The sequence below is a fragment of the Pseudomonas sp. SR18 genome, assembly GCF_023701505.1.
In the GTDB taxonomy this organism is placed as follows: Bacteria; Pseudomonadota; Gammaproteobacteria; order Pseudomonadales; family Pseudomonadaceae; genus Aquipseudomonas; species Aquipseudomonas cyclaminis.
In genome coordinates, this window is sequence record NZ_JAMQAU010000005.1 from 58,135 (window position 1) to 82,929 (window position 24,795).

Genomic DNA, 24,795 nt, shown 5'->3' on the forward strand with positions numbered 1-24,795 from the left:
GTTCAGACAGAACCGCCGCACTAAGTTCCTAAATTAACCCCAGCGCCTTGAACACAAATGCATATTCGAGCGCTACGTCACGTAATCCCTGGTAACGACCGCTCATCCCACCATGGCCGGCGCCCAGTTCGGTCTTGAGCAACAGCAGGTTGTTGTCGGTTTTGGTGTCACGCAGCCTGGCCACCCACTTGGCGGCTTCCCAGTACTGCACGCGGCTGTCGTTGTAGCCGGCGATCACCAGCAGATGCGGGTAGGCCTGGGCCTGGACATTTTCGTAAGGCGCGTAGGCCTTGATGCGCTCATACACCTCGGGCTCGTCGGGGTTGCCCCACTCGTCGTACTCGGTGATGGTCAGCGGCAGCTCCGGGTCGAGCATGGTGTTGAGCACATCGACGAACGGCACTTCGGCAATCGCCGCCTGGAACAACTCCGGACGCTGGTTGAGCACCGCGCCGATCAACAGGCCGCCGGCACTGCCGCCGCTGATGGCCAGTTGCTTGGCGGTGGTCAAGCCTTGGGCGATCAGGTGTTCGGCGCAGGCGATAAAGTCGCTGAAGGTGTTCTGCTTGTGTTCCTGCTTGCCGTTGCGGTACCAGGCTTCACCCAGCTCGCCGCCGCCACGCACGTGGGCAATCGCAAACGCGACGCCACGGTCGAGCAGACTGAGGCGCGCGTGGGAAAACCACGGGTCGAGGCTTTGGCCGTAGGCGCCGTAGCCATACAGGTAAAGCGGCGTGGTTTTGCCGAGCTGGTCGCGCTTGACCACCAGGCTGATCGGCACCTGGGTGCCATCGGCAGAGGTGGCCCACAAGCGCTGGCTCACGTAATCGTCGGCATTGAACACGCCGAGCACCGGGGTTTCCTTGAGCACCTGCTGCGCGCCGCTGGCCAGTTCCAGCTGACGCACCTGGGCCGGGCGATTGAGGGCCTCATACCGCAGGCGAATTTTGTCGCTGACGAATTCCAGGCTGTTCTGTACGTAGAGGCTGTAGGCGGCGTCGGGCAATTCCACGCGATACGCGGGCAGGCCCTGCGGGTGCACTTCGATCACCGGCAGGCCACCGATGCGCAGGCTCAGGGTCATGGCGCCGGTATTGAGGCTCACACCGTCGAGCATCACGTCATCGCTGTGGGGGATCAGGTTTTGCCACTCACCCTCGGTGGGCACATCGCCAATGTCGGTTGCAACGAACAGCGCATAGTTGATGCCATCCCGGTTGCTGCGGATAAACCAGGTCCACGCGCCATTCAGTTGGCCGTGGTCGACGTCGTATTCGTGGTCCTTGACCCGAGGCGCCAGGCAGGTGAAGGCCAGGTGCGGCTGGTCGGCGTCCAGCGCCCAGACTTCGCTGGTGGTCTTGCTACCCAGGGCCAGCAGCAACTGGCGCTCGGAGCTGGAACGGTAGCAATGCAGGAAGAAACGCCCGTCGGGCTCGTGGAACACTTCCTGCGCTGCCGTACCGTCCAGGCGATAGCGATACAGTTTGTGCGGACGGTGGGTGTCGTCCAGTTCGCCGAAGAACAGGGTCAGGCTGTCGTTGGCCCAGGTCATGCTGCCGTCGCAGTCCTGGAACTCCAGTTCGCTGACCTTGCCCGTCGCCAATTCCTTCACGAACAGGGTGTAGATCTCATCGCCACTGGTGTCCAGGCTGTAGGCCAGGCGCTGGTGGTCGGGGCTGATGCTGAACGCGCCGAGGGAGAAAAAGCCGCCATTGGCCAGTTCGTTCGGGTCCAGCAACAGCTCTTCGCTGCTGTCGTCGACCTGGTTGCTGTCATCGGCCGGACGGCGGCAGCGGTAGTGCCGGGCGTACTCGTCACCGGCGGTGGTGCGGGTGTAATAGAGGTACGGGCCCCACGGGGAGGGCAGCGACAGGTCGGTTTCGAGGATGCGGCCCTTGATCTCTTCAAACAGGCTTTCGCGCAAGTCTGCCTGATCGGCGAGCTGGGCTTCCTGCCAGGTATTTTCGGCCTTGAGGTAATCGAGTACTTCAGTGCTGTCGCGTTCTTGCAGCCAGGCGTAAGGATCCTGGCCTGGGGCCTTGCGGGCAATCGGGGGGCGCGATACAGGCATGGATTATTCTCTATCTGGCGGACGGTGGCAGGCTTTGCAGCCGCGACACGCAAAAGCCGTTATCATAGCCGCCTCTTTGCCAGCCTTGCCATGGACACCATGACCGAGAACGACTATCTGACCGCTTGGGGCCTTTACGCCTTCGCCGCTTTGGGCTGCCTGTTGGTGTGGTGGCGCATGACGCGCTGGATCTGGCGCTGGCTGCGCGAGCCGCTGCAATTGCTGATGGCCGTGTTGCTGTTCAGCCCGACCATCGTCGACCCGGTCAAGACTCAGTTCGCGCCGGCCGTGGCCATTACCGCCCTGGACCTGGTGCTCAAGGTCGGCAACAACGCCTGGCGGGCGATTTCCGATTTGTTCATGTACACCATGATCGCCTTTGGCGTGTATTTGGTGATTGTGTTGATCCGCTGGCCCATCGAGCGCGCCGCCAATGCGCGTCGTGAGCGCAAGGCCGCCACCGATGCAGCCCTGGCCGCTGAAGCGGTGGAAGAGGACGACGAGCCATTCCGCCGTCCGGCGCCTGTCAGCGGCATGCGGGTCGAACCGCGCCTTTAACGTTGCAGCGAGAGCCCTGGCATGTGTGAATTATTGGGCATGAGTGCCAACGTCCCCACCGATATCGTGTTCAGCTTTACCGGGCTGATGCAGCGCGGTGGGCGCACCGGCCCCCACCGCGACGGTTGGGGTATCGCCTTCTACGAAGGCCGTGGCCTGCGCCTGTTCCAGGACCCGGCCGCGAGCAGTGAATCGGAAGTCGCGCTGCTGGTGCAGCGTTATCCCATCAAGAGTGAAGTGGTGATCGGCCATATCCGCCAGGCCAATGTGGGCAAAGTGAGCCTGGCCAATACCCACCCGTTCGTGCGTGAACTGTGGGGCCGCAACTGGTGTTTCGCCCATAACGGCCAATTGGCGGATTTCAACCCGCGCGCCACGTTCTACCGCCCGGTCGGCGATACCGACAGCGAGGCAGCCTTCTGCGACTTGCTCAACCGCGTGCGCGAGGCCTTTCCCGAGCCGGTGGACATCGAGCAGATGCTGCCCGACCTGATCGCCGCCTGTGCCGAATACCGCAGCAAAGGCGTGTTCAACTGCCTGCTCAGCGATGGCGACTGGCTGTTCTGCTACTGCTCGACCAAGTTGGCGCAGATCACCCGGCGTGCCCCGTTTGGCCCGGCGCGGTTGAAGGATGTCGACGTGATCGTCGATTTCCAGGCCGAAACCACACCCAATGATGTAGTGACGGTGATCGCCACCGAACCGTTGACCGACAACGAAAACTGGACCCGTTACGAACCGGGCCAATGGAGCCTGTGGCGACGCGGTGAATGCGTCAGCCAGGGCATTACTGAGTAAGGATATCGACCATGTTGCTCAGCTATCTGCGGTTGGTGCTGTTTGCCATTGGCCTGTTGGTCGGCGTGCAAGTGCCGGGTTTTATCAACGACTATGCCAAGCGCGTCGAAGCCCACCTGATCGAGGCCCAGACGGGGCTGAGCGGGTTTGAAACCACTGCGCGGCAGTTCTTCAACGGTGATTTGAAAGCGTTGGTGGCGCATTACCGCGCCAGTGACGACCCCGTGTTCCAGAGCGACGCCAATAGCCTGGGCGCGATGCTTGATCGCCAGGTGGCGCTGGACAAGCAATTCCAGGCCATGCAAGGCCCGTGGTACATCCGCGCCTTGCAAGTGGCGGTGGCTGCCGACCCGGATATCCGCCAGGAAACCTGGAACGGCTACAGCTACCAGATCCTGCTGACCCCTGAAGCCATGGGCTGGGGCCTGGGCGGGGCGATGCTGCTGTCGTTTGGGTTGGAATGCCTGTTCCGCCTGATCGACTGGGTGGTGTTGGGCGGCAAGCGCCTGCGCCAGAGCCGGCCGATTGAAGAGCGGGACCTGAAAGGTCTTTAACGCCCAACCCGGTCCAAGGTGGGAGGGGGCAAGCCCCCTCCCACATTAGATCTCCTGCATTATGGGGGTCGGCGTTTATTTGGACAGGAAGCGCATGCCTTCTTCCAGCCCGCGCAGGGTCAGCGGATACATCTGATCCTCCACCAACTCCCGCACAATTCCCGTGGACGCCGTAAAGTCCCAAGTGTCCTTCGGATACGGATTGATCCAGATCAGCTTCTTGTACTTGGCCATGAAACGCTGCATCCACACATAGCCCGGCTCTTCGTTCCAATGCTCGACGCTGCCGCCGGCCTGGGTGATTTCATACGGCGCCATCGATGCGTCGCCGATAAAAATCACTTTGTAGTCGGCGCCATACTTGTGCAGCAGGTCCTGGGTGGAAGTGCGCTCCGAGGTGCGGCGCTGGTTGTTTTTCCACACCGACTCATACACGAAGTTATGGAAGTAGAAGTACTCCAGGTGTTTGAACTCGGTCTTGCAGGCGGAGAACAGCTCTTCGCAGATTTTCACGTGGGCATCCATCGAGCCGCCGATATCGAACAGCAGCAACAGCTTGATGGTATTGCGCCGTTCCGGGCGCATCTGGATATTCAGCAAGCCGGCGTCGCGGGCGGTGTGGTCGATGGTGCCGTCGATGTCCAACTCGTCGGCGGCACCCTGGCGCGCGAATTTGCGCAGGCGGCGCAGTGCAATCTTGATGTTGCGCGTGCCCAGTTCCACCTGATCGTCGAGGTTCTTGTACTCGCGCTGGTCCCAGACTTTCACCGCCTTGCCCTGGCGCTTGCCGGCGTCACCGACGCGGATGCCTTCGGGGTTGTAGCCACCGGAGCCAAACGGGCTGGTACCGCCGGTGCCGATCCATTTATTGCCGCCGGCGTGGCGTTCTTTCTGTTCTTCCAGGCGTTTCTTGAACTCTTCGATCAGCTTGTCGAGGCCGCCGAGGGATTGGATCTGCGCGCGTTCTTCGTCACTCAGCGAACGCTCGAATTCCTTGCGCAGCCACTCTTCGGGGATCAGCGCCTGCAAATGGTCGTCGAGCTTTTCCAGGCCGTTGAAATAGGCGCCGAAGGCACGGTCGAACTTGTCGAAATGCCGCTCGTCCTTGACCAGAATCGCCCGGGCCAAGTAGTAGAACTCGTCCATGTCGGCGAAGGTCACGCGCTGCTTGAGCGCGTTGATCAGGTCGAGCAACTCGCGCACCGACACCGGCACTTTGGCGGCGCGCATCTCGTTGAACAGGTTGAGCAACATCAGCGATTACCGCGACGGCTCATGAACGCCAGACGCTCCAGCAATTGCACGTCTTGCTCGTTCTTGACCAAGGCGCCGGCCAGCGGCGGGATGGCTTTGGTCGGATCGCGTTCGCGCAGCACCGCTTCACCGATATTGTCGGCCATCAGCAGCTTGAGCCAGTCGACCAGTTCGGAGGTGGACGGTTTTTTCTTCAGGCCCGGGACTTTGCGCACGTCGAAGAACACGTCGAGGGCTTCGCTGACCAGGTCTTTCTTGATGTCGGGGTAGTGCACATCCACGATCTTCTGCAGGGTGGTGCGGTCGGGGAAGGCGATGTAGTGGAAGAAGCAACGGCGCAGGAATGCGTCCGGCAGCTCTTTTTCGTTGTTGGAGGTAATGATGATGATCGGGCGCTTCTTGGCCTTTATGGTCTCGTCGATTTCGTAGACGTAGAACTCCATCTTGTCGAGTTCTTGCAGCAGGTCGTTGGGGAACTCGATGTCGGCCTTGTCGATTTCATCGATCAGCAGGATCACCCGTTCTTCGGACTCGAACGCTTCCCACAACTTGCCCTTCTTCAGGTAGTTGCGCACATCGTGCACCTTGTCCACGCCCAACTGCGAGTCGCGCAGGCGGCTGACCGCATCGTACTCGTAGAGGCCCTGGTGGGCCTTGGTGGTGGACTTGATGTGCCAGGTGATCAGCTTGGCACCGAAGGATTCGGCCAGTTGCTCGGCGAGCATCGTCTTGCCGGTGCCCGGTTCGCCCTTGACCAGCAACGGCCGCTCCAGGGTGATGGCGGCGTTGACGGCCAGTTTCAGGTCATCGGTAGCCACATAGGCCTGGGTGCCTTCGAACTTCATCGGTGTTTCCTCGCATTCATCAATGCCCCGACTATACCGCGCAGCCCCGGCGACTGTGAACGCAGACGGGTTATTCAGTCTCTGAATGGCCGGTCACATGGGATATCAGTCTGCCGATGGCTTGGGTTGCTCATAACGTGCATTGAACGCCTGGATAAAACCATTGCGCAAAATCCCCAAAAACGCAGAGAACGCGCTGACATTTTGTTGATGTACGCTGCCACTGAGCTCGACGCGGGTGGCGAACTGGTTTTTCTGCTGGTTCTTCAGCACCGTCTCGCTGGTGCCAACCACCGCCTCCCAGATCGAGCGGAAGATGTTCTTGTCCTTGTTCTCCACGTCCTGCTGCCAGTCAAACACTTCCACATCCCTTAACAACGGCTTGATGTAGCCGGTCAGTTGGCCTTTTTCGGCCTGGGCTTCGATCACCACGTCGCCGTTACCGGCCTTGAAGTCGAACTTGCCGTAGGCCGAGGCGAAGTCATTCATGCGCTTGAGCTGCAGGTCCTTGGCGCGGAAACGGAATTCGAAGGTCTCGAAATTGCTCAGTGGGTCAAAGGTGGCGCTGGCTTCCAGCGGGGCCTGGCCTTGCAGCAGGGCCTTGCCGTCGAAGCGGGCGTCGCGCTTGCCTTTGACGTCGACCACGTTGGTCAGGTTGTAGAAGCTGGCGTTGACGTCAGTGGCATCGATTTTTACCGCAGGTTTGGAGCTGAAGTTGTGGAAGGCGATCTTGCCGTCTTCGATGCGCACTTCATCAAGGGTGATGGGTGCCAGCTTGCTCAACTGCTCGCGCCAGTCGGTGCCCTTACCTGTCTGGGACGCCTGCTTGTTGGCGCCGCCGTCGACGAAGTTCACTTCAGGCTTGATAAACCGCACCTTGGCGACCACTGCATGGTCGTACCACAGCGAATGCCAGCTCACCGCCAGGTCGATCAGCGGGGCGTTGACAAACGGTACGGGCACTTTGCCGTCGACCTTCACGATTTCAAGGCCGTTGATCCGGTACGCGCCCCGCCATAGCGCCAGGTCCACGTCGGTCACCTGGCCTCGGTAATCGCCCATATTGGCGAGTTTGTCATTCAAATAGTTGCGCACCAGGTAGGGCAGGGCGATGCTCAAGGCGACCAGGACCACCAGCACTCCGGCGACGGTCCATAGTGGCCAGCTGTAGCGACGTTTCATCGGGCAGTTCTCCTTGCAGATGAAACATGGACTGTCTTGATCCGCGCAACGTTCCTCTGACTGGACGCTTTGTACTACGAGGCATACCCTTGTTGCCTTCTTGAAATTGCCTACAAGGACCCGTCATGAGCCGCATTTTTGCAGACAACGCGCACTCCATCGGTAACACGCCCCTGGTGCAGATCAACCGCATCGCCCCGCGTGGCGTGACCATCCTGGCGAAGATCGAAGGGCGTAACCCGGGTTACTCGGTCAAGTGCCGCATCGGCGCGAACATGATCTGGGACGCGGAAAGCACCGGCAAACTCAAGCCGGGCATGACCATTGTCGAGCCGACGTCGGGCAATACCGGCATCGGCCTGGCGTTTGTCGCCGCCGCCCGTGGCTACAAGTTGCTGCTGACCATGCCGGCGTCCATGAGCATCGAGCGCCGCAAAGTGCTCAAGGCCCTCGGTGCCGAGCTGGTACTGACCGAGCCGGCCAAAGGCATGAAGGGCGCTATCGAAAAGGCCGGCGAAATCGTCGCCAGCGACCCGGCCACCTACTTTATGCCGGCCCAGTTCGAAAACCCGGCCAACCCGGCGATCCACGAGAAAACCACCGGCCCGGAAATCTGGAATGACACCGACGGTGCGGTGGATGTGCTGGTAGCGGGCGTGGGCACCGGCGGCACCATCACCGGCGTATCGCGCTATATCAAGAACACCGCGGGCAAGCCGATTCTGTCGGTGGCCGTTGAGCCGGTGGTGTCGCCGGTGATCACCCAGGCGCTGGCTGGCGATGAGATCAAGCCGAGCCCGCATAAAATCCAGGGCATCGGCGCCGGTTTTGTACCGAAAAACCTCGACTTGTCGATGGTTGACCGCGTGGAGCTGGTGACCGACGACGAATCCAAGGCCATGGCCCTGCGCCTGATGCAGGAAGAGGGGATTCTGTGCGGCATCTCCTGCGGTGCCGCCATGGCGGTGGCCGTGCGCCTGGCCGAGAAACCGGAAATGCAGGGCAAGACCATCGTGGTGATTCTGCCGGACTCCGGTGAGCGCTACCTGTCGAGCATGCTGTTCAGCGATTTGTTCACCGAGCAGGAAAACCAGGCTTGATGTATGTCAGCGCCGATACCTTGGGCCTTCTGCATACTGGCCCAAGTGTTTATGATGCCCGGCGCATATTTCCAGGAGTTGCTGCATGACCTTTTCTTTGGCCGCCAAACTGTCGGTGCTGCTGCTGTTTATCGGCAGCACACTGTATGTCCACTTGCGCGGCAAGGCCCGTCTACCGATGTTGCGCCAGTTCGTAAACCATTCGGCGCTGTTCGCCCCGTATAACGCCTTGATGTATCTGTTTTCGGCGGTGCCGTCCAAACCCTATCTGGACCGCAGCAAGTTCCCGGAACTGGATGTGCTCAAGGACAACTGGGAGGTGATCCGCGAAGAGGCCATGCACCTGTTCGACGAGGGTTACATCCGCGCCGCCGAAAAGAACAACGATGCCGGTTTCGGGTCGTTCTTCAAGAAGGGCTGGAAGCGTTTCTACCTCAAGTGGTACGACAAACCCCTGCCATCGGCCGAGGCGCTGTGCCCGAAAACTGTGGCACTGGTGAGCAGCATTCCCAACGTCAAGGGCGCGATGTTTGCGCTGTTGCCGGGCGGCAGCCACCTCAACCCGCACCGCGACCCGTTTGCCGGTTCCCTGCGTTATCACCTGGGGCTGTCCACGCCCAACTCCGATGCCTGCCGCATCTTCGTCGACGGCCAGGAATACGCATGGCGCGACGGCGACGACGTGATGTTCGACGAAACCTACGTGCACTGGGTGAAGAATGAAACCGAACAGACCCGCGTGATTCTGTTCTGCGACATTGAGCGTCCCCTGAGCAACCGCGTGATGACCCGCCTCAACCGTTGGGTCAGCAAGCAACTGGGCCGTGCGACCGCGCCGCAGAACCTGGATGACGAGCGCGTGGGCGGGATCAACCAGGCGTATGCCTGGAGCAAGACCTTCAGCGACAAGTTCAGCGGCCAGGTCAAGCAGTGGAAGCGCAAACATCCCAAGGCTTACCGCATTGCGCGGCCGGTGTTGGCGGTGGTCGTGCTGGTACTGCTGTGGAAATGGCTGTTCGGCTGATCTGAAAGTTTAAACGCGGTCAAAAATGTGGGAGGGAGCAAGCCCCCTCCCACATTTGATCTCCGGTGATCTTTAGCTGGCGATCAATTGGCGCAACACGTAGTGCAAAATCCCGCCCGCCTTGAAGTACTCCACCTCATTGAGCGTATCGATCCGGCACAGCACCTCGACCTTCTCGCTGCTGCCATCCTCTCGCGTAATCACCAGCGTCAGGTTCATGCGCGGCACGATCTCCACCTCGCTCAGCCCAAGAATGTCGATCTTCTCCTTGCCACTGAGCTTGAGAGTCTTGCGGTTCTGATCGAGTTTGAACTGCAACGGCAGCACGCCCATGCCCACCAGGTTGGAACGGTGAATTCGCTCGAAGCTCTCGGCGATCACCGCCTTGACGCCCAGCAGGTTGGTGCCCTTGGCCGCCCAGTCGCGGCTGGAGCCGGTGCCGTACTCTTGCCCCGCAACCACCACCAGCGGGGTGCCCGACGCCTGGTATTTCATCGACGCATCGTAGATCGCCATTTTTTCGCCGGTGGGGATGTACAGCGTGTTGCCGCCTTCTTCGCCACCGAGCATTTCGTTGCGGATCCGGATATTGGCAAAGGTGCCGCGCATCATCACTTCATGGTTACCCCGGCGTGAGCCGTAGGAGTTGAAGTCCCGCGGTTCCACGCCTTGCTCGCGCAGGTACTGGCCGGCGGGGCTGTCGACCTTGATATTGCCGGCGGGGGAGATGTGGTCGGTGGTCACCGAATCCCCCAGCAGGGCCAGCACGTTGGCGCCCTTGATGTCCTCGATCACCGGCAATGGGCCGGCAATGTCGTCGAAAAACGGCGGATGCTGGATGTAGGTGGAATCCTTCTGCCACACGTACGTCGCAGCCTGAGGCACTTCAATGGCCTGCCATTGCGCGTCGCCGGCAAACACCTCGGCGTATTCCTTGTGGAACATGCCAGTGCTGACCTGCGCCACCGCGTCGGCGATCTCCTGGCTGCTCGGCCAGATGTCCTTGAGGTAGACCGGCTTGCCGTCCTTGTCGTTACCCAGCGGCTCGCTGCTGATGTCGATGCGCACCGTGCCGGCCAGCGCATAGGCGACCACCAGCGGCGGCGAGGCCAGCCAGTTGGTTTTCACCAGTGGGTGTACGCGGCCTTCAAAGTTGCGGTTGCCCGACAGCACCGAGGCCACGGTGAGGTCGGCTTTCTGGATGGCTTTTTCAATCGGCTCGGGCAATGGCCCGGAGTTGCCGATGCAGGTGGTGCAGCCATAGCCCACCAGATCAAAACCGAGCGCGTCCAGGTAGTGGGTGAGGCCGGCGGCGTTGTAGTAGTCGGTGACCACCTTGGAGCCGGGCGCCAGGGAGCTTTTGACCCACGGCTTGCGCGTCAGGCCTTTTTCCACGGCTTTCTTGGCCACGAGCCCGGCGGCCATCATCACGCTGGGGTTGGAGGTATTGGTGCACGACGTAATCGCGGCGATGACCACCGCGCCGTTTTTCAGGCGGTAGGTGTTGCCTTCGTATTCGTAATCGGCTTCGCCCACCAGGTCGGCATTACCCACGGCGACACCGCCGCCGCCTTCGCTTTCCAGGCGGCCTTCTTCCTTGTTGGTGGGTTTGAATTGCAGGTCGAGAAAGTCGCTGAAGGCCTGGCCGACATTCGGCAGCGCCACGCGGTCCTGCGGACGTTTCGGCCCGGCAAGGCTGGCTTCGACGCTGCCCATGTCCAGGGCCAGGCTGTCGGTGAACACCGGTTCTTGGCCGGCAATACGCCACAGGCCCTGAGCCTTGGTGTAGGCCTCGACCAATTTCACGGTTTCTGTCGGCCGGCCGGACAGGCGCAGGTAGTCCAGCGTCACTTCATCCACCGGGAAAAAGCCGCAGGTGGCGCCATATTCCGGGGCCATGTTGGCGATGGTGGCGCGGTCAGCCAGAGGCAGATCGGCCAGGCCGTCGCCGTAGAACTCAACGAACTTACCGACGACGCCTTTTTTGCGCAGCATCTGGGTCACGGTCAGCACCAGGTCGGTGGCGGTGATGCCTTCCTTGAGTTTGCCGGTGAGCTTGAAGCCGATCACTTCCGGGATCAGCATCGACACCGGCTGGCCGAGCATCGCCGCTTCCGCTTCGATGCCACCCACGCCCCAGCCAAGTACGCCAAGGCCGTTGATCATGGTGGTGTGGGAATCGGTGCCGACCAGCGTGTCGGGGAAGGCGTAGGTGCGGCCGTCTTCGTCCTTGGTCCACACGGTGCGGCCCAGGTATTCCAGGTTGACCTGATGGCAGATGCCGGTGCCCGGCGGCACCACGCTGAAGTTGTCAAAGGCGCTCTGGCCCCAGCGCAGGAAGGCGTAGCGTTCGCCGTTGCGCTGCATCTCGATATCGACGTTTTGCTCGAAGGCATCGGCATTGCCGAACTTGTCGACCATCACCGAGTGGTCGATCACCAAATCCACCGGGGAGAGCGGGTTGATGCGCTGCGGGTCGCCACCAGCCTTGGCCACGGCGGCGCGCATGGCGGCCAGGTCGACCACGGCGGGTACGCCGGTAAAGTCTTGCATCAGCACGCGGGCGGGGCGGTACTGGATCTCACGGTCGGACTGGCGCTCTTTGAGCCAGGCGGCAATGGCCTTGAGGTCGGCGCCGGTGACGGTCTTGTTGTCTTCCCAGCGCAGCAGGTTTTCCAGCAGCACCTTCAGTGACATCGGTAGCTTGTCCAGGTCACCCAGGCTCTTGGCGGCTTCGGGCAGGCTGAAGTAGTGGTAGGTTTTGTCGTCGATTTGCAGGGTTTTAAGGGTTCTCAGGCTATCAAGCGATGACATGACGCGACTCCTTATGGTCCGCACGGCTACGGACCTGACGGGACGAACAGAGCTATCAAACTAGCCCCGTTTTCATTAGCAGGCTAATAACTGGACTCTATGGGCAAGTCCAAGGTTCCGAACTCGGCTATCATGCGCGCGTTTTCATGACAGGCATTGCGATAGAGCAAGCCAGTTGCCAGGAGATTCAATGAACACCCTTTTTATGCACTGCCGCCCGGGTTTTGAAGGCGAAGTCTGTTCCGAGATCGCGGACCTCGCTGCGCGCCTGAACGTTTCCGGCTACGCCAAGGCCAAGACCGGCAGCGCCTGCGCCGAATTTGTCTGCACCGAAGAAGACGGCGCCCAGCGCCTGATGCACGGCCAGCGCTTTGCCGAGCTGATCTTCCCCCGGCAGTGGGCGCGCGGGGTGTTTATCGACCTGCCGGAAACCGACCGCATCAGCGTGATCCTCGCTCACCTGCGCGAATTCCCGGTGTGCGGCAGCCTGTGGCTGGAGATGGTCGACACCAACGATGGCAAGGAACTGTCGAACTTCTGCAAGAAATTTGAAGTGCACCTGCGCAAAGCCCTGCTGGGTGCCGGCAAGCTGGTGGACGACCCGAGCAAGCCGCGCCTGCTGCTGACCTTCAAGAGCGGCCGCGAAGTGTTCATGGGCCTGGCCGAGTCGAACAATTCGGCCATGTGGCCGATGGGCATCCCGCGCCTGAAGTTCCCGCGTGACGCGCCAAGCCGTTCGACGTTGAAGCTGGAAGAGGCCTGGCACCACTTTATCCCCCGCGACCAATGGGACGAGCGCCTGCACGGCGACATGACTGGCGTCGACCTCGGCGCTGCGCCGGGCGGCTGGACCTGGCAACTGGTCAACCGTGGCATGCTGGTGACCGCCATCGACAATGGCCCCATGGCCGAAAGCCTGATGGACACCGGTCTTGTGCAGCACCTGATGGCCGACGGTTTCACCTTCGTGCCCAAGCAGCCGGTGGACTGGATGGTGTGCGACATCGTCGAGAAACCGGCGCGCAACGCCGCGTTGCTGGAAACCTGGATCGGCGAGGGGCATTGTCGCGAGGCGGTGGTGAACCTGAAGTTGCCGATGAAGCAGCGCTATGCCGAAGTCAAACGCCTGCTGGAGCGTATCGAAGAGGGCTTCAAGGCCCGCGGTATTCGCGTGGAAATCGGCTGCAAGCAGCTGTACCACGACCGTGAGGAAGTGACCTGCCACCTGCGCCGCCTGGTGGATGCGAAGAAAACCAAGGCCCGTTAACGAGGAGTCATCAATGAGCGATATCAACGAAAGCCCTGTCGACGGCATTCTCGATGCCACCGGCCTCAACTGCCCGGAACCCGTGATGATGCTGCACCAGCACATCCGCGACCTGCCGGCAGGCGGTTTGCTCAAGGTGATCGCAACGGACCCGTCGACCCGTCGCGATATACCCAAGTTCTGCGTGTTCCTGGACCACGAACTGGTGGATCAGCAGGAACAGGCTGGCACTTATCTGTACTGGATTCGCAAGAAGGCCGACTAACCTCGCGCCTTGTCCGCCCGGATACGCCGGCGTGCACTGCGCGCCAGGCGTACCAGCAACATCCCCGCCGCACAGCTCAGGCCCACGATCAGCCCTTGCCACAAACCGCTGGGGCCGCTTGGGGCGCCGAGCCAGTCGGTCAGCCCCAGGGCATAACCCACCGGCAGCCCCACGCCCCAGTAGGCGAACAAGGTCAGCACCATGGTCACGCGGGTGTCCTGGTAGCCACGCAAGGCGCCGGCTGCCGTGACCTGGATCGAGTCCGAGAACTGGAACAGCGCCGAGAACACAATCAGCGTCGAAGCCAAGTGAATCACCACTGGGTCCGGGGTGTAGATCGTCGCGATCTGCTCACGGAACAACAGCATCAGGCTGCACGACAGGCACGCATACGCCAGCGCGGTGCCCATGCCGACACCGGCGGCGAAGCGTGCTTCCCGTGCCTCGCCACGGCCGAGGGCCTGACCGACGCGCACAGTGACGGCCATGCTCAGGGAGTAGGGGATCATGAACACCAGCGAGCTGACGTTCAGTGCGATCTGATGCCCGGACACCACCGTGGCGCCCAGGCTGCCGAGCAACAGGGCGATTACCGCAAAAATGCTCGATTCGGCGAAGATCGCGACGCCAATCGGCAGGCCAATCCCCAGCACACGCTTGATGACTGCCCATTGCGGCCAGTCAAACCGTTTGAACAATTCACTGCTCTGATAGGCCGGGCCCCAGCGCGTCCAGACGGCCAGGCCGAGCATCATCACCCACATCGCAATGGCCGTGGCCCAGCCGCAGCCCACGCCGCCCATGGCCGGCACGCCAAAGTGGCCGTAGATGAAGATGTAGTTCAGCGGAATATTCAGCGCCAGGCCGACCAGGCCCATGACCATGCTCGGCCGCGTGCGGCCCAGGCCATCGCTGAAACAGCGCAGCACGTAATACAGCGCAATCGCCGGCATCCCGGCGGCGATGCCGTGCAGGTAGCCCATGGATGGTTCGATCAGGTCGGGCTCGACCTTCATGGCATGCAGGATCGGTTCGGCGCACAGCAGCAGCAATGCGCCGATGATCCCCACGACCACCGCCAGCCACAACGCCTGGCGCACCAGCGGCCCGATCTCGTTGAACTGGCCTGCCCCGTAGCGCTGGGCGACTTTCGGCGTGGTGGCCAGCAGCGTGCCGCTCATCAGCAGGTACACCGGGATCCAGATCGAGTTGCCCAGGCCCACCGCCGCCAGGTCCTGGGGGCTGACCCGCCCGGCCATGACCGCGTCGACAAAACTCATGGCGGTGGTGGCCAGTTGGCCGATCATGATCGGCAGGGCGAGCGTCAGCAGGTCGCGCACTTCCCGGCTGATGCGGGCGGGGCGGGTGAGGGCGGTGGTGGCAGTGTTCACGTACAGGTGTCCAATTGAGAGGAGCGCAAGGACGGCGGATTCTACGCCCTGACGCAATGGTCAGGAAAAAACCTGTGTTGGGGATTTGTAAGCAACCTGCCAGGCCGCCTCCCACATTGAATCCACGCAAGCCTGTACACTGCGGGTCCGCCAAAGGAGCCTGCCATGCTGATTGTTGCCGACGAAAATATCCCGCTGCTCGATGCCTTCTTCCAAGGATTTGGCGAGATTCGCCGGGTGCCCGGCCGTTCCCTTGACCGCGCCACGGTCGAGCAGGCGGATGTGCTGCTGGTGCGCTCGGTGAGCAACGTCAATCGCGCGCTTCTGGAGGGCTCCAACGTGCGCTTTGTAGGCACCTGCACCATCGGCACCGACCACCTGGATTTGGACTACTTCAAGCAAGCCGGTATCCAGTGGTCCAGCGCCCCCGGCTGCAATGCCCGTGGGGTAGTGGACTACGTGCTGGGCAGCCTGCAGATCCTCGCCGAGATCGAAGGCGCCGACCTCAATAAGCGTACTTACGGCATCGTCGGTGCCGGTGAAGTCGGCGGGCGCCTGGTCAAGGTGCTCAAGGGCCTGGGCTGGAACGTGCTGGTGTGCGACCCGCCACGGCAGATCGCCGAAGACGGCGACTATGTGAGCCTGGCGCAGATCGTCGAGCAGTGCGACGTGATCAGCTTGCACACGCCGCTGACCAAGTCCGGCAATGGCTCGACCTGGCATTTGTTCGACCGCCAGCGCCTGGAGCAGCTCAAGCCCGGCACCTGGCTGATCAACGCCAGCCGCGGCCCGGTGGTGGACAACGCTGCCCTGCGCGAGGTGTTGCTGGCGCGCGAAGACCTGCAAGCGGTGCTGGATGTATGGGAAGGCGAGCCCGAAGTGGATGCGGACCTGGCCGACTTGTGCGTGCTGGCCACGCCGCATATCGCCGGTTACAGCCTGGAAGGCCGTCAGCGCGGCACGGCGCAGATCTACCAGGCGTTTTGCGCGTACCTGGGCCAGGCACCGAGCATCCACTTGAGCGAACTGTTGCCGGCGCCGTGGTTGTCTGAAGTGCACCTGAATGCTTCGACCGACCCCGCCTGGGCGCTGGCGACCTTGTGCCGCAGCGTGTACGACCCGCGCCGGGATGATGCGGATTTCCGTCGCAGCCTGGTGGGAACTGTGGAAAAACAGCGTAAGGCGTTCGACCTGCTGCGCAAGCATTACCCGGAGCGTCGGGAGATCGAGGGCTTGAAGGTGCGTATCAATGGGGAGTCGGAGGCGCTGTCGAAGATTGTGTCCGCATTGGGCGCAGTGGCTATTTAAGCGCCCATAAAAAACCCGGCCATCGCGGCCGGGTCTGAAAGAGCTTGGGCGTTTCAGCCTTGCTGGGCAGGCTTGACCAGTTTTTCTTCCAGTTCGCGGCACGCTTGCTGGATCATCTCTTCGGTGATCTGAACCTCATGGCCTTGGGCGTCGATGACGGAGCAAGGCAACTGCTGGGGTTGGCGGATCACTTCAATCTTGGCATCGCTGCTGTTTTGCAAGGTCATGGCCTGTCTCCTCATCAGGTTGTGTACCTACTTTGAACCCTCCGCGTGACCGCGCTGTGACAACTCCCTGCACGACCACCGGTTCGAACATCCAGTCCACCAGAAACCGCTGTCGATTTCCAGCCGGGTGTTAGACCGATAGCCTCTAGGGGCCAGCATCGGCGGGCATAATTAACCTGACTCATTGTTATTTACCCAAGTTCCCCCAATGTTGAGGTATAGACCCCTCATCGGTAATGCCCTCCATGTTCTCAGTCCGTCAACGCCGCGCAATTCGCCTGGCCAGCCGCTTTATCGCGCCCTATCGCTGGCAGGCGCTGGGCGCCCTGTTGGCGCTGATCGTCACCGCCGGCATCACCTTGTCCATGGGGCAGGGCATCCGCCTGCTGGTGGACCAGGGTTTCATGACCCAGTCGCCGCACCTGCTCAACCAGTCCATCGGCCTGTTCATGATCCTGGTGCTGGGCCTGGCGGTGGGTACTTTTGCACGGTTTTACCTGGTGTCCTGGATTGGCGAGCGGGTCGTGGCGGATATTCGTCGGCAGGTGTTCAACCACCTCATCTACTTGCACCCCGGCTTCTACGAGAACAACCGCAGCTCCGAAATCCAGTCGCGGCTGACCACCGACACCACCTTGTTGCAATCGGTGATCGGCTCGTCGCTGTCGCTGTTCCTGCGCAATGCCTTGATGGTCATCGGCGGCATTGTGCTGCTGTTCGTCACCAACCCCAAGCTCACCAGTATCGTGGTGGTGGCGCTGCCGCTGGTGCTGGCACCGATCCTGATTTTCGGTCGCCGCGTGCGTAGCCTGTCGCGCCTGAGCCAGGACCGGATTGCCGATGTGGGCAGCTATGTGTCCGAAACCCTCGGCCAGATCAAGACCGTGCAGGCCTACAACCACCAGGTCCAGGACGAACAACGCTTTGCTGTGACCGTCGAAGAAGCCTTTGCCACGGCGCGTAAACGTATTGCCCAGCGGGCCTGGCTGATCACCTTGGTGATCATGCTGGTGCTCGGTGCCGTGGGCGTGATGTTGTGGGTGGGCGGCATGGACGTGATCAGTGGGCGTATTTCCGGCGGCGAGCTGGCGGCGTTTGTGTTCTACAGCCTGATCGTCGGCAGCGCCGTTGGCACCCTGAGCGAAGTGCTCGGTGAGCTGCAACGCGCCGCCGGTGCAGCCGAGCGCATTGGTGAGCTGTTGCAGTCGACTAACGAAATCCAGGCGCCGGCCGCAGGCACGGTGCAGTTGCCGGCGCGGGTCAGTGGGCGTATGGAGCTGCAGGACTTGCGTTTTTCCTACCCGTCACGACTCGACAGCTACGCCATCGACGGTTTGAATCTGACGATCAACCCCGGCGAAACCCTGGCCTTGGTCGGGCCATCCGGCGCGGGCAAGTCGACCATTTTCGACCTTCTGCTGCGTTTCTACGACCCCCAGCACGGCCGCATACTGCTCGAAGGTCACCCGCTGACCGAACTCGACCCCCTGGATCTGCGCCGCCATTTCGCCTTGGTGTCCCAGAGCCCGGCGCTGTTTTTCGGCAGCGTCGAAGAAAACATCCGCTACGGCAACCCGAGCGCGACCCGCGAGCAGGTCGAAGCCGCTGCGCGCATCGCCCACGCCCATGATTTCATCCTGCAAATGCCCAACGGCTACCAGACTCACCTGGGCGACGGTGGCCAGGGCCTCTCCGGCGGCCAGCGCCAGCGCCTGGCCATCGCCCGCGCCTTGTTGGTCGACGCACCGATCCTGCTGCTGGACGAAGCCACCAGCGCCCTCGATGCCCAGAGTGAACACCTGATCCAGCAAGCCTTGCCGCAACTGATGCAAGGGCGCACCACGCTGGTGATCGCCCATCGCCTGGCCACGGTGAAGAATGCTGATCGGATCGCCGTGATGGACCAGGGCAAGCTGGTGGCGGTGGGCACGCATCAGCAGCTGATTGCGAGCAATCCGCTGTATGCGCGGTTGGCGGCGTTGCAGTTCAGTGCTGGTGGGGATATGGAATGAAGCTGCGGTGTGCTTGCTTCTTAAGGCATTATGCAATCTTTCGCTATTGATCTGGATGAGGACATGAGCCGTTATCAACCTCCGTTGACACTGACCACAAAGATGCTGGCCCTGGTGGCTGATATCAGTGAGCAGATTGGTCAGCTCTCAGTCGGTGACGACACCCGTCAGACGCCACAGCTCAGGCGGGGCAATCGAATCCGTACGATTCAGGCCTCATTGGCGATCGAGAACAATACCCTCAGCGTCGAGCAGGTGACTGCTGTTCTGGAAGGCCGACGAGTACTGGGGCTGCCTAGAGAAATCCAGGAAGTGCGTAATGCGTTTGCTGCCTACGAGGCAATGCCGCAGTGGCTGCCGAGTAATCGCGCGGATGTGTTGAAGGCTCACGAACTGCTGATGTATGGCTTGATCGACGATGCCGGACGGTTTCGGCAGGCGGGTGTTGGTATCTATCGTGGCGAGCAATTGGTACACATGGCTCCGCCCGCGAGCCGTGTAACGCATCTGGTGGATGACCTGCTCCAATGGTTGTCGGTTTCCGATTGGCACCCGTTGATCGCCAGCTGTGTATTCCATTATGAGTTTGAATTTATCCACCCTTTTGCGGATGGTAATGGGCGCATGGGACGGCTCTGGCAAACGCTGATTCTCAGCCAATGGCGTCCTGTATTGGCCTACCTGCCAGTGGAAGCGGTTATTCGTGAACAGCAGGACGCTTACTATGCCGCGCTTTCAACTGCAGACCGGCAGGCCGAGGCCACGCCCTTCGTTGAGTTCATGCTGCAGGCGTTGAGCCTGGCCTTGGCTGAAGCCGTGCAAAGCGAGCCTCGGGCAGGCTCATAAAAAATGCCCGCATTTTTCAATGCGGGCATTTTTCCTTTCCGTTTCAAGTGTTACTGATCATCAAAATACCGCTCATGCCAATCCACCAGCGGCTGTGGCGAGTTGAGCTTTTGCCCGTAGATCACTGAATAAGACAGCACGTTCTGCACATACTGGCGGGTTTCGTCGAATGGGATGCTCTCCACCCATACATCGAAACTCAAGTGATCGGCACCGCGCAACCACTGGCGCACGCGGCCGGGGCCGGCGTTGTAGGCGGCGGAGGCGAGTACGCGGTTGCCGTTGAATTGGCTGTGCACCTGGCTCAGGTAGGCGGCGCCGAGCTGGATGTTTTTGTCGGGGTCCAACACCTGGGCCGGGGAGGCCAGGGGGATGCTGAATTTGCGCGCGGTTTCCTTGGCGGTACCGGGCATCAGTTGCATCAGGCCGCTGGCGCCAACGCCGGAGCGGGCATCGTCCATAAAAGCGCTTTCCTGACGGGTGATGGCGAATACCCAGCTCGAATGCAGGCCACGAACCTTGGCTTCACGCACCAGGGTGTCGCGGTGGGCCATCGGGAAGCGGATGTCCAGATCGTCCCAGTACTGGGCCTGGCTGATGGTGCGGATCGCCGGGAAGTACCACTTCATGTCGTACGCCAGCTTGGCTTGGGCGACCATCTCATCGCGGTTGAAGTGGCGGCTGACGTGGTACCACTCGCGGCGACCGTCCACGATCTGCCCACGGGCGTAAAACTCCAGGGCGCGGCGTACGCCGGGGGTGTTACGGACTTTATTGACCAGCGCCTGGCTCATCACCAGCGGCTTGTTGTTCAGTTGGTACGGGGCTTTGGAGCGATCAGCCGCGAGGAATCCGTAGAAGTCCCGCTCCCGGGACAGGTTCTTGTAGAGCACCAGGGCTTGCGGGTTCTTCGGCTCGGCCAGTTCCAGGCTGCGGGCCTGCCAGTAGCGCCAGCGGTTGGTGGTGGCCAGGTCTTGTGGGAGTTTGCGCGTCAACTGGTAGGCATCTTCCCAGCGTGCCAGGCGCAACAGCAAGCGCAGGCGCCACTCGGAGACGGTGTTGTCGCGCAGCTCGGGGTCGTACTTGGTCATCACCTCAAGGGCGCGTGGGTCGAAGCGCTTAGCCAGGGTCAGGCCGATTTCGCGGGCGATCGACACTTTTTCGTCACGGGAGAAGTGCATGCTGCTGGCGTAGCCGTCGAGCAGGGCCATGGCCTTGTCCGGGTCCTGGCGGGCCAGGCGACGCAGGCCCAGGCCCACGGCGTCAGACATAGCCTCGGTGGCCGGCTGGAAGCGCGATGGATCGCTGAGCATGTCGGGCTTTTGCGCCACATCCACCATCAGGCGGCCTTGGGCGCCGAGGGTCGGCAGGGTTTTCACCAGGCTGTTGGCGAGCGCGTAGTTGCGCGCTTCGGCGGCGAGCTTGGTGCGGCCCCAGATTTTCTGTTCGGTGAGTTGGCCGTCGGCGGCCCACTGGCCAAAGGTGGCATCACAGGCGGCGGGTTGGGATTTGCCGGTCATCCACAGCTTTTCGGCGGTCTTGTAGCCTTCGGCCTTCAGGTTGTGGGTGAGCTGGTATTGGCCGTGCAGGCAGTCCAGTTCGACGAAATTGAGTTTGGAGTCGTAGTACTTTTCAAAGGTCTGCCAATCGCCACGCTCGGACAGCCAGCGCAACCAGCGCAGCTTCATCCAGTTGGCCTGGGGCAGGTCGCCGTTTTTGGCGAGAAACTGCTCGATTTCCTGATTGCTCGCGGTTTTCAGGCGCGCGGTCAGCTCGTCGTAGGCCAGGTACGGCGTCAGCGGGTAGTCGGCCAGGGCCTGGCTGTATTGCATATAGGGGCCGGTATCGCCCTTGGCCAGTGCGCGCTTGGCTTCATCGTAATATTGACGTTGGGTGGTGAGGTCCACGGCCTGGGCGGATTGAACGGCGGTGGCGGAAAGAAGCAGACAAGATAAAAAGTTGAAAAGGCGACTGCGCATGAGACGTCCGTGCAGAGAAATCACGACTAGCGCCGGCACCGCCGACGCTGATTGCCCCTAGCTTAGCCTTTTGCCAGCGACCGGCGAAAGCTTTGCCGGCCGGTTCGTTCAGGTTTACCGGAAATGTCCTACAGAACGTGTCGGCCTTGAAAATGCTGGCCGCATCCCACCCTCAAGTCAGGTAGAATGCGCGCCCAGTTTTTGGAGAAGCGTATGACCCTGCTCAAATTCAGCGATGTGTCCCTTGCTTTCGGCGCTATGCCGTTGTTGGACAAGGTGTCCTGGCAGATCGCCCGTGGTGAGCGGGTGTGCATCATCGGCCGCAACGGCACCGGCAAGTCCAGCATGATGAAGCTGGTCAAAGGCGACCAGAAGCCCGATGACGGCTCTGTCTGGCGCGCCCCAGGCCTCAAGATTGGCGAATTGCCGCAAGAATTGCCGGTGGCCGACGGACGGACAGTGTTCGACGTGGTTGCCGAAGGCCTGGACGGCGTGGGTGAGTTGCTAGCGCAATACCATCACCTGGCGCAGAACTGCGTCACCGAGGAAGACCTGGACAAGCTGATGCACGTCCAGCAGGACCTCGAAGCCCGTGACGGCTGGCGCCTGCAGCAACTGGTCGACAGCACCCTGAGCCGCCTGCAACTGCCTGCCGACAAGACCCTCGCCGAATTGTCCGGCGGCTGGCGTCGCCGCGTGCTGCTGGCCCAGGCATTGGTGTCCGAGCCGGATTTGCTGCTGCTCGACGAGCCCACCAACCACCTGGACATCGGCGCCATTGCGTGGCTTGAAGAAGCCATCAAGGACTTCCAGGGCGCCGTGCTGTTCATCACGCACGACCGTGCCTTCCTGCAGAGCCTTGCCACGCGCATCCTCGAATTGGACCGTGGTGGCCTGATCGACTGGAACGGCGACTACGCCAGCTTCCTGGTGCACAAGGAAGCGGCGCTGTCGGCTGAAGAAACCGCCAACGCCCTGTTCGATAAAAAACTGGCCCAGGAAGAAGTCTGGATCCGCCAGGGCATCAAGGCCCGCCGCACCCGTAACGAAGGCCGTGTACGCGCGCTGAAAGCCCTGCGCGTTGAGCGCAGCGAACGTCGCGAGCGTACCGGCAAGGCCAATATCCAGCTGGATACCGCCGACAAGTCGGGCAAGCAGGTGATGGTGCTGGAGAACGTCAGCTTCCATCACCCGGATGGCCCGTTCCTGATCAAGGACTTCTCCATGGTCCTGGCTCGCGGCGACCGTATCGGTCTGCTGGGCGCCAACGGTACCGGCAAGACCACCTTGCTCAAGCTGATGCTTAATGGCCTGCAACCGACCAGTGGTAAAGTCGAAGAGGGCACGCGCATCGACGTGGCCTACTTCGACCAGTTGCGCCATCAGTTGGACCTGGAAAAAACCGTGATCGACAACGTGGCGGAAGGCCGCGACTTTATCGATATCGACGGCCAGAGCCGCCATGTGTTGAGCTACCTGGGCGACTTCCTGTTCAGCCCGCAGCGTGCACGTACGCCGGTCAAAGCGTTGTCCGGTGGTGAGCGCGCACGCCTGCTGCTGGCGAAGCTGTTCAGCAAGCCGGCCAACCTGCTGGTACTCGACGAACCAACCAACGACCTCGACGTAGAAACCCTCGAACTGCTGGAAGAGGTCCTGTTGACCTTCAACGGCACCGTGCTGATGGTCAGCCACGACCGGGCATTCCTCGACAACGTGGTTACCAGCACCCTGGTCTTCGAAGGTGAAGGCAAGGTTCGCGAATACGTCGGTGGTTATCAGGACTGGCTGCGCCAGGGCGGTTCACCGCGCCTGTTGGGCGTGACCGAGAGCAAGTCCGGCAAGGCCGACTTGACCTCGGCGGTGGTAACACCGGTTGCCGCCGCGGCTCCTGCACCCGAAGCTGCGCCGGCGGCCAAGAAGAAGCTCAGCTACAAGCTGCAGCGCGAGCTGGAAGCGTTGCCGGGTGATATCGACGCCAAGGAAAAGCAGATTGCTGCTGTTGAAGCGGACATGGCTGATGCGGGTTTCTACCTGCGTCCGGCAGCGGAAACTGCCAAGGTCATTGCTTCCCTGGAGGCGCTGAACCAGGAACTGGAAGTGCTGATGGAGCGTTGGGCCGAGCTGGATGCCTGAGTGATCCGCATGCAATAAAAAACCCGGTGTTCACTAGTATGAACACCGGGTTTTTCATATGAATGCAGTTCAAATGTGGGAGGGGGCTGGCCCCCGATGGCGGTGTATCAGTCTCCAAATGTATCAACTGACAGACTGCTATCAGGGGCAAGCCCCCTCCCACATTTGGTCCTCATTCGCCTTATGAGGTTTTTACAAGCTTTACGGCCAGCACATCGCACGGCGCGCCGTGCAGTACATCATTGGCAGTAGAACCCAGCAACAACGCCAAGCCGTGACGACCATGGCTACCCACCACGATCAAGTCGCAAGCCTTTTCCTTGGCCAGGTGATGGATTTCCTGGCGCGGTTGGCCGTATGTCAGGTGGCAGTCTTCCTTTTTCAGGTGCGGGTATTTGAGAATCAAACGATCCAGGCGCTCCTTGGCCTGGTCAAATTGTTGTTGCTGCAACTGGGAAAGGTCCATCGGCACGTCACCGCCGAAGGCCATGGCCATGGGCTCGACGATATGCACCAGCGACAGTATGGCGCCATTGGCCAATGCAGATTCCTGCGCGCGCTTGATCACTGGATCGCACTCTTCGGTCAGGTCGACAGCGACCAGAATATGTTGGTAGGGCATGAGGCGTTCCTCCAGGGGACTGCAATAAATTAAGTATGGCTGCTTTCAAGCGGATCGGGTTGTATCCGGTCAAATCCGCTCATCTAGAAATTCGGGAGTACACATATGACGGTCTGGATAGTGGTGTCAATCCTTGTGGTGGTTCTGAGCCCTTTGGCATGGCTGCGCCCGTCGCGCCATCAGAGCGGGCGGATGGCCCTGCGCATGGAGGCGCGCCGCATCGGGCTGTCCATGCAGTTGGCACCCCAGGAGTGGCCGCACTGGCTCAAACAGGAGCCGCCGAGCCCTTGCGCGCAGTACTGCCGGCCACGGCGTGGCAGCACGCCGGCCATCTGGAGCTACTGGCAGCTGGAGCCGGGGATGTGGGTCAACCAGTGGCGCGAAGTCTGTGAGGACGAGAAGTTGTTGCCGTATTTTGCAACGCTGCCGGCCAACGTCTACAAAGTCGAGGCGGACAAGCAGATGATCGCCCTGTATTGGGGCGAGAAGGGCGAAGCGAGTGATCTGCTCGCCATTGATGCACTGCTCAAGGCGTTGGCATGAAA

20 protein-coding genes and 1 pseudogene are annotated in these 24,795 nt (G+C 61.3%); 12 read left to right on the forward strand and 9 right to left on the reverse strand.

Annotated elements, in window-relative coordinates; genetic code table 11:
• Window positions 1–28: 28 nt before the first annotated feature.
• Window positions 29–2,071 (reverse strand): S9 family peptidase, encoded by a 2,043-nt coding sequence (locus tag NDJ82_RS09680; RefSeq protein ID WP_250925356.1) that lies wholly within the window; start codon window positions 2,069–2,071, stop codon window positions 29–31.
• A 24-nt stretch (window positions 2,072–2,095) separates the two neighbouring features.
• Here NDJ82_RS09680 and NDJ82_RS09685 point away from each other — a divergent pair, with 24 nt between their 5' ends.
• Genes NDJ82_RS09685 through NDJ82_RS09695 form a run of 3 tightly spaced genes read left to right on the forward strand, consistent with a single transcriptional unit; the run spans window position 2,096 to window position 3,981 of the window.
• Window positions 2,096–2,629, forward strand: a complete 534-nt coding sequence (locus NDJ82_RS09685; protein ID WP_099587450.1) for an MFS transporter — start codon at window positions 2,096–2,098, stop codon at window positions 2,627–2,629.
• 21 nt (window positions 2,630–2,650) lie between these two features.
• Window positions 2,651–3,427 carry a class II glutamine amidotransferase gene (locus NDJ82_RS09690; RefSeq protein WP_024074057.1) on the forward strand — a complete coding sequence of 259 codons (777 nt, stop codon included), beginning with the start codon at window positions 2,651–2,653 and terminating at the stop codon, window positions 3,425–3,427.
• Between the two features lie 11 nt (window positions 3,428–3,438).
• Window positions 3,439–3,981 carry a DUF2937 family protein gene (locus NDJ82_RS09695; RefSeq protein ID WP_032888750.1) on the forward strand — a complete coding sequence of 181 codons (543 nt, stop codon included), beginning with the start codon at window positions 3,439–3,441 and terminating at the stop codon, window positions 3,979–3,981.
• A gap of 75 nt (window positions 3,982–4,056) precedes the next feature.
• On the opposite strand, the gene NDJ82_RS09700 is transcribed toward NDJ82_RS09695, so the two are convergent.
• From NDJ82_RS09700 to NDJ82_RS09710, 3 genes are all read right to left on the reverse strand, one after another.
• A complete protein-coding gene (locus NDJ82_RS09700; RefSeq protein ID WP_099587449.1) occupies window positions 4,057–5,235 on the reverse strand; it encodes a vWA domain-containing protein in 1,179 nt (392 codons plus the stop codon).
• A complete protein-coding gene (locus NDJ82_RS09705; protein WP_003210690.1) occupies window positions 5,235–6,080 on the reverse strand; it encodes an AAA family ATPase in 846 nt (281 codons plus the stop codon). The genes NDJ82_RS09700 and NDJ82_RS09705 overlap by 1 nt, the downstream gene beginning before the upstream one ends.
• A gap of 105 nt (window positions 6,081–6,185) precedes the next feature.
• Window positions 6,186–7,262 carry a DUF748 domain-containing protein gene (locus NDJ82_RS09710; protein ID WP_250925357.1) on the reverse strand — a complete coding sequence of 359 codons (1,077 nt, stop codon included), beginning with the start codon at window positions 7,260–7,262 and terminating at the stop codon, window positions 6,186–6,188.
• 125 nt (window positions 7,263–7,387) lie between these two features.
• Between NDJ82_RS09710 and cysK the strand changes: the two genes are divergently transcribed.
• Complete coding sequence (gene cysK, locus NDJ82_RS09715; RefSeq protein ID WP_099587447.1) at window positions 7,388–8,362, forward strand: cysteine synthase A; 975 nt, start codon at window positions 7,388–7,390, stop codon at window positions 8,360–8,362.
• 85 nt (window positions 8,363–8,447) lie between these two features.
• Window positions 8,448–9,386, forward strand: coding sequence for an aspartyl/asparaginyl beta-hydroxylase domain-containing protein (locus NDJ82_RS09720; RefSeq protein ID WP_099587446.1), 939 nt, complete (start codon window positions 8,448–8,450; stop codon window positions 9,384–9,386).
• A gap of 72 nt (window positions 9,387–9,458) precedes the next feature.
• Here the strand turns inward: NDJ82_RS09720 and acnA are convergent, their stop codons facing one another.
• Entirely contained in the window at window positions 9,459–12,200 is a 2,742-nt protein-coding gene (acnA, locus tag NDJ82_RS09725) for an aconitate hydratase AcnA (RefSeq protein ID WP_112194076.1), read from the reverse strand.
• Window positions 12,201–12,390: 190 nt separating this feature from the next.
• Here acnA and rlmM point away from each other — a divergent pair, with 190 nt between their 5' ends.
• Both rlmM and tusA read left to right on the forward strand, forming a co-directional pair.
• Window positions 12,391–13,467: a 23S rRNA (cytidine(2498)-2'-O)-methyltransferase RlmM gene (rlmM, locus tag NDJ82_RS09730; RefSeq protein ID WP_099587444.1), complete on the forward strand. Its 1,077-nt coding sequence runs from the start codon at window positions 12,391–12,393 to the stop codon at window positions 13,465–13,467.
• A 13-nt stretch (window positions 13,468–13,480) separates the two neighbouring features.
• A complete protein-coding gene (gene tusA / locus NDJ82_RS09735) occupies window positions 13,481–13,732 on the forward strand; it encodes a sulfurtransferase TusA (RefSeq protein WP_099587443.1) in 252 nt (83 codons plus the stop codon).
• Here the strand turns inward: tusA and NDJ82_RS09740 are convergent.
• Window positions 13,729–15,123 carry an MATE family efflux transporter gene (locus tag NDJ82_RS09740; protein ID WP_112194077.1) on the reverse strand — a complete coding sequence of 465 codons (1,395 nt, stop codon included), beginning with the start codon at window positions 15,121–15,123 and terminating at the stop codon, window positions 13,729–13,731. The two genes, tusA and NDJ82_RS09740, sit on opposite strands and share 4 nt — an antisense overlap.
• Window positions 15,124–15,288: 165 nt before the next feature.
• Between NDJ82_RS09740 and pdxB the strand changes: the two genes are divergently transcribed.
• Window positions 15,289–16,431 (forward strand): 4-phosphoerythronate dehydrogenase PdxB, encoded by a 1,143-nt coding sequence (pdxB, locus tag NDJ82_RS09745; protein ID WP_250925358.1) that lies wholly within the window; start codon window positions 15,289–15,291, stop codon window positions 16,429–16,431.
• 53 nt (window positions 16,432–16,484) lie between these two features.
• On the opposite strand, the gene NDJ82_RS09750 is transcribed toward pdxB, so the two are convergent.
• The gene (locus NDJ82_RS09750; protein ID WP_032888780.1) at window positions 16,485–16,658 is read right to left on the reverse strand and encodes a PA1571 family protein; all 174 of its coding nucleotides are present in this window, start codon (window positions 16,656–16,658) and stop codon (window positions 16,485–16,487) included.
• A gap of 236 nt (window positions 16,659–16,894) precedes the next feature.
• On the opposite strand from NDJ82_RS09750, the gene NDJ82_RS09755 reads away from it, so the two are divergent.
• Together NDJ82_RS09755 and NDJ82_RS09760 are read left to right on the forward strand one after the other, a co-directional pair.
• Complete coding sequence (locus NDJ82_RS09755) at window positions 16,895–18,670, forward strand: ABC transporter transmembrane domain-containing protein (RefSeq protein WP_250925359.1); 1,776 nt, start codon at window positions 16,895–16,897, stop codon at window positions 18,668–18,670.
• Between the two features lie 63 nt (window positions 18,671–18,733).
• Window positions 18,734–19,501: pseudogene (locus tag NDJ82_RS09760) on the forward strand (Fic family protein); the annotation flags it as partial.
• Window positions 19,502–19,566: 65 nt separating this feature from the next.
• On the opposite strand, the gene NDJ82_RS09765 reads toward NDJ82_RS09760, so the two are convergent.
• Window positions 19,567–21,495 carry a transglycosylase SLT domain-containing protein gene (locus NDJ82_RS09765; RefSeq protein WP_250925360.1) on the reverse strand — a complete coding sequence of 643 codons (1,929 nt, stop codon included), beginning with the start codon at window positions 21,493–21,495 and terminating at the stop codon, window positions 19,567–19,569.
• Between the two features lie 213 nt (window positions 21,496–21,708).
• Between NDJ82_RS09765 and NDJ82_RS09770 the strand changes: the two genes are divergently transcribed.
• Entirely contained in the window at window positions 21,709–23,628 is a 1,920-nt protein-coding gene (locus NDJ82_RS09770) for an ATP-binding cassette domain-containing protein (RefSeq protein ID WP_099587438.1), read from the forward strand.
• A gap of 181 nt (window positions 23,629–23,809) precedes the next feature.
• Here NDJ82_RS09770 and NDJ82_RS09775 read toward each other — a convergent pair whose 3' ends face one another.
• Window positions 23,810–24,250: a universal stress protein gene (locus NDJ82_RS09775; RefSeq protein WP_099587437.1), complete on the reverse strand. Its 441-nt coding sequence runs from the start codon at window positions 24,248–24,250 to the stop codon at window positions 23,810–23,812.
• A gap of 105 nt (window positions 24,251–24,355) precedes the next feature.
• Between NDJ82_RS09775 and NDJ82_RS09780 the strand changes: the two genes are divergently transcribed.
• A complete protein-coding gene (locus tag NDJ82_RS09780; protein ID WP_250925361.1) occupies window positions 24,356–24,793 on the forward strand; it encodes a hypothetical protein in 438 nt (145 codons plus the stop codon).
• The last annotated feature ends 2 nt before the right edge of the window (window positions 24,794–24,795 follow it).